Below are 4,836 nucleotides of genomic sequence, written 5' to 3'. Positions count from 1 at the left end.
TGGTGCCGGTCCGGCGGCCGGGTGAAAGGCGGCGGCCCGCGCCCTCGCGACCCCCGCGGAGGGGGCCGGGACGGCGCCGCGTCGGTGCTGGTCAGGTGTCTTCGTGCAGGTCACCGGTACCCGCAGCGGGTGCCCCGGGAGAGCGCCGTCCGGGGGTGTTCGTGCACGTCAGAGCGACGCCGCTCGCCCATACGGGTGTGAAAGGGGTGAAAACGGACACTTCGGGCGGACTGGGGCAAACCCGCTGATATAGCCTCAAGTCACACCAAAGCCGCCCTGGGGGATCCGACATGAGTCTGCTCGACGATCACGACGTCTCGCGCTCTCCGCAGCGCGACGTCGCGGCCCCGGGCACGGCGGCACCGAGCGGCACGGCGGTTCCCGCGGGAGCCGTCGAGCGCCCCGCGGAGCAGCCTGCCACGAGCCCGTACGCGGCCGAGCGCGCCGCAGCCGAGCGCGCCGCGGCCGAGCACGCCGCCGCCGCCGAGCGCCGCCGCGACACCCGCGGCCCCCGGCTGTCCTGGGCGTCCGACCGCCCGTTCCACGAGCCGCTCGGCCACGCCGAGCCCTCGGGCTGGCGCGGGTCGCACGCCGCCTACCAGGTCGAGACGCTGGCCCGGGACGTCGTGCTGGCCACGTGCGTGCCCACCCTGCTGCTGTTCCTCATGCACGGCGTGACGCTGCTGCAGCTGTCCTGGGGCCTGATGATCGGCCTCGTCTACACCGCGTTCGTGGCGGTGGAGCGCGGCTACGACCGCCAGGTGATCGGCGACGGGCACCAGGAGTTCGAGGCGGTGATCCGCGGCGGCGTGCTGACCGCTGCCGCGCTGGCGGTCTTCGCCGTCGGCGCCGACGTGGACGTGCCCCGGACGATCGTGTTCCTCGCGCTGCCGGTGGTCGCGGTGCTGCTGCTCGGCGCCCGCCACCTGGCGCGCCGGTCGCTGCACAAGCGCCGGGCGCAGGGCGAGTCGATGCGCCGCACCCTCGTGGTGGGCGACGCGTCCTCGATCACGCACGTGGTCGACGACCTGAGCGGCCTGCCGCAGTACGGGTACAACATCGCCGGCGTGTGCGTGCCGTCGTTCGACGGCCCACTGCCCGCGCTGGGTGTCCCGGTGCTCGGCACCGTGTCGGACGTGGTGCAGGTGGCGGTGGACGGCGAGTTCGACGTCGTGATCGTCACCGGCTCGGAGCTCTCGGGGCAGGCGCTGCGCCGGCTGTCCTGGGCGCTGCAGCGCACCGACACCGAGCTCGTGGTCGCCCCGGGCATCGTCGAGGTGTTCGGCCCGCGGGTCACGCTCGAGCCGACCGCCGGCCTGTCGCTGATCCACGTGAACGCCGCCGAGTCCCGCCGGTCCCGGATCCTCGCCAAGCGGGCGTTCGACACGGCGTTCGCGCTCGGCGCCCTGATCCTGCTGGCCCCGGTGCTGGCCGTCACGGCCGTCGCCGTGAAGCTCACCAGCCCCGGCCCTGTGCTGTTCAAGCAGACCCGGGTCGGCAAGGAGGGCCGCGAGTTCTCCATGCTGAAGTTCCGCAGCATGGTGGTCGACGCCGAGGAGCGGCTGGCCGCCCTGCGCGCCGCGAACGAGGCCGACGGCCCGTTGTTCAAGATGGACCGGGACCCGCGGATCACCCGGATCGGCCACTTCCTGCGCAAGCACTCGCTGGACGAGCTCCCGCAGCTGATCAACGTGGTCAAGGGCGAGATGGCGCTGGTCGGCCCGCGGCCGCCGCTGCCCTATGAGGTCGCCCAGTACCGGGAGTCCGCGCGCCGCCGGCTGCTCGTGAAGCCGGGCCTCACCGGCCTGTGGCAGATCAGCGGCCGCGCCGACCTCGCGTGGGAGGAGGCGGTGAAGCTGGACCTCCGCTACGTGGAGAACTGGTCCATCGCCTTCGACCTGATGATCCTGTGGCGCACCGTGCACGTCGTCGTGAGCGGCCATGGCGGGCGGTGACGGGGCGGTCGCGCTGGCGCACGACTACGCCACGCAGCGCGGCGGCGCGGAGCGCGTCGCGCTGGTGATGGCGGACGCGTTCCCCGGGGCCCCCCTCTACACGACGCTCTACCACCCGGACGGCACGTTCCCCGAGTTCGGGGCGCTCGACGTCCGCACCAGCCCGCTGGACCGGGTCGGCGTCCTGCGCCGGCACCACCGGCTGGCGCTGCCGCTGCTGGCCCCGGCCGTCAGCGCGACGCCGATCGAGGCGGACGTGCTGCTCGCGTCGTCGACCGGCTGGGCGCACGGCTTCCCGACCTCGGGCCGCAAGATCGTCTACTGCCACGCCCCGGCGCGCTGGCTCTACCAGTCGGACCGGTACCTCGGCCCGTCGCGGCAGGGCGGTTCGGGCAACGCCCCCGGCGGTGCCCAGCGCCGGCTCGCCGCGGCGGCCCTCGGGCTGCTCGCCCCGGCGCTGCGGGCCTGGGACCGGCGCGCGGCCGCCACCGCCGACCGCTACCTGGCCAACTCGACGGTCACGGCCCGCGCGATCCGCGAGGTGTACGGGATCGAGGCGGAGATCGTGCCGCCGCCGCCCGCCATGCTGCCCGGCGGCCCGGAGACGCCGGTCGACGGCGTCGAGCCCGGGTTCCTGCTGTGCGTGGCGCGGCTGCTGCCGTACAAGAACGTGGACGTCGTGGTCGAGGCCGTGCGGCGCACCCCGGGTGCCCGGCTGGTCGTGGTCGGCGACGGCCCCGAGCGTGCGGCGCTCGAGCACCGGGTGCGCGACCTGCCCCGCGTGCACCTGGCGGGCCGGGTGGACGACGCCCGGCTCCGCTGGTTGTACCGGAACAGCGCGGCCCTCGTCGCCGCCTCGTACGAGGACTACGGCCTGTCCCCGCTGGAGGCCGCCGCCTTCGGCCGCCCGTCCGTCGTGCTCCGCGACGGCGGGTACCTCGACACCGTCCGCGACGGCGTCACCGGGGAGTTCTTCGACGCCCCCGACCCCGACCTGGTGGCCGAGGCCGCCGGGCGCGCGCTGGCCCGCACCTGGGACCCCTCGGTGCTGACCGCGCACGCCGACGACTTCGCCGCCGAGCGGTTCGTCGAGCGGCTGCGCCGCGTCGTGCGCGAGGAGCGCGCGACCGGACGGCCCGACGCAGCCGCCCGGCCCGACCCCGTCCCGACCGAGAGGCGCTCCCGATGACCCTGCAGGACATGTTCCGGACCATCTGGTTCGGCAAGTGGCTGGTGCTGGTGTCCGTGCTCGCCGCGCTCGGCGGCGCGTACCTCTACGTGTCCCGCCAGGAGCCGCAGTACGCGAGCACGGCGACCGTCCAGATCGTCGACGCCGAGACGCTCGCCGCCTCCGGCGTGCGCCTGGAGAGCGACCCGAGCCTGGTGACCAGCGACTCGGTGACCGCGGCCGCGGCGAAGGAGCTCGGCGACCCGCGCCTCGCGGACGGGCTCGCCGCGTCGTCGACCGCCGAGTACGCCACCGACAGCCCGAGCAACGTCATCATCACCGAGACCGGCCCCGACGCCGACGCGACGGTGGACCGCGCCAACGCGATCGCGACCGCGTACGTCGCCGCGCTCCAGGCGCAGTTCGACGACGACCTCGCGGCGATGCAGGAGCGGCTGAGCAACCTCGCCACCAGCATCGACCAGCAGCAGAAGGCCATCACCGACGCCCGGCGCGCCGCCGCGGCGGCCACGACGGCGACGAACCCGAACGCGCAGGTGGACCCGGTCGACGGCCTGCTCGAGGCGCAGTACTCCACCACGATGGACCAGTACCAGACGCTGTCCGGCCAGCTCACGCAGGCCCAGCTGCTGGCGTCGCCCGCGTCGATCCTGCAGAACGCCGTCGGCAGCGCGCTGGTGAGCCTCCCCGGCAGCCTGGTGTACCTGATCGCCGCCCTCGCGGGTCTGCTCGTCGGCATCGGCCTCGCGGTGGTCCGCCGCGGCCTGGACACCAAGGTGCGCACCTCGGGCCAGGCCCGCCGGTCCGCCGGCGCCCCGGTGCTCGCGCGGCTCTCCGGCACCGGCGCCGCCCTGAAGTCGGCGGAGGCCGAGGGCACGCTGCCCGTCGCCCGCCGCGAGGCCACCGCGTACACCCGGTCGATCCGCGAGCTGCGCACCGCGCTGCAGGCGGCGGTCGAGAACGAGTCCGGCAGCGCCGTGATCGTCGTGACCGCGGCGGACGTCGAGACCCCGCGGTCGTTCCTGGCCGCGAACCTGGCGGCGTCCTGGGCGCTGTCCGGCCGGAGCGTCGTGGTCCTGTCCGGCGACCTGCGCCAGCCGCGCCTCAACGCGCTGCTGCCCGCCGACGCCGACGCCCCCGTGCGCACCGGCCGGGGAGGCGGCCGCGCCCGCACCGCCGCGGTGCCGACCGCGATCCCGCACCTGGCGGTGCACCCCGCGCTGCAGACGGAGCTGGACCCCGCCGACTTCCTGGCCTCCGCCGACGTGCGCGCCCTGGTCGAGCAGCTGCGGGCCACGGCGGACGTCGTGATCATCGACGCCCCGCCCATGCTGGTCGCGGCCGACGCGACCATCCTCGGCTCCTACGCCGACGGGGTGCTGCTCGCGGTGACGCTGGGCCACACCCACGTCGGCGCGGTCGAGGAGTCCGCGGAGCGCCTGCGCGCCGCGAACGCCGCGCTGCTCGGCCTGTCGGTCGACGGCACCACGGAGCGCAGCGAGGCGACCTACGCGGCGACCTACGCCTTCGCCGGGGCCGACGAGGTCCCGGACGAGCCGGCGCAGGACGCCGAGACCGCCCGGGCGGGGGACTCCGACGCCGCGGACGCGCCGTCGACGGCCGCCACCGAGGCCGCGGACGCCGCCGACGGCCCGGCCGCGGCGACGACGCCCGCGGACGGCGACGCCGTCG

Annotated in this window: 3 protein-coding genes; all 3 read left to right on the top strand. The window is 75.6% G+C overall.

What is annotated here, in order from left to right; genetic code table 11:
* Nucleotides 1-290 precede the first annotated feature (290 nt).
* Nucleotides 291-1,955: a sugar transferase gene (locus FA014_RS17815; RefSeq protein WP_154730968.1), complete on the top strand. Its 1,665-nt coding sequence runs from the start codon at nucleotides 291-293 to the stop codon at nucleotides 1,953-1,955.
* Nucleotides 1,942-3,144: a glycosyltransferase gene (locus FA014_RS17810; protein WP_154730967.1), complete on the top strand. Its 1,203-nt coding sequence runs from the start codon at nucleotides 1,942-1,944 to the stop codon at nucleotides 3,142-3,144. Before FA014_RS17815 ends, FA014_RS17810 begins: the two co-directional genes overlap by 14 nt.
* On the top strand, nucleotides 3,141-4,836 hold a 1,696-nt coding region (locus FA014_RS17805; RefSeq protein WP_154730966.1), incomplete at its 3' end, for a polysaccharide biosynthesis tyrosine autokinase. The genes FA014_RS17810 and FA014_RS17805, both read left to right, overlap by 4 nt.

Origin of the sequence: Cellulomonas hominis (assembly GCF_005239125.1) — a bacterium.
In the GTDB taxonomy this organism is placed as follows: Bacteria; Actinomycetota; Actinomycetes; order Actinomycetales; family Cellulomonadaceae; genus Cellulomonas; species Cellulomonas hominis_A.
The sequence above is the reverse complement of the archived record's forward strand: the minus strand, read 5'-3'. Positions and strand labels throughout refer to the sequence as shown.

Coding starts and splice junctions, on each gene's coding strand:
- FA014_RS17810 (WP_154730967.1), top strand. CDS start 1,942: ATGGCGGGCGGTGACGGGGCGGTCGCGCTGGCGCACGACTACGCCACG.
- FA014_RS17815 (WP_154730968.1), top strand. CDS start 291: ATGAGTCTGCTCGACGATCACGACGTCTCGCGCTCTCCGCAGCGCGAC.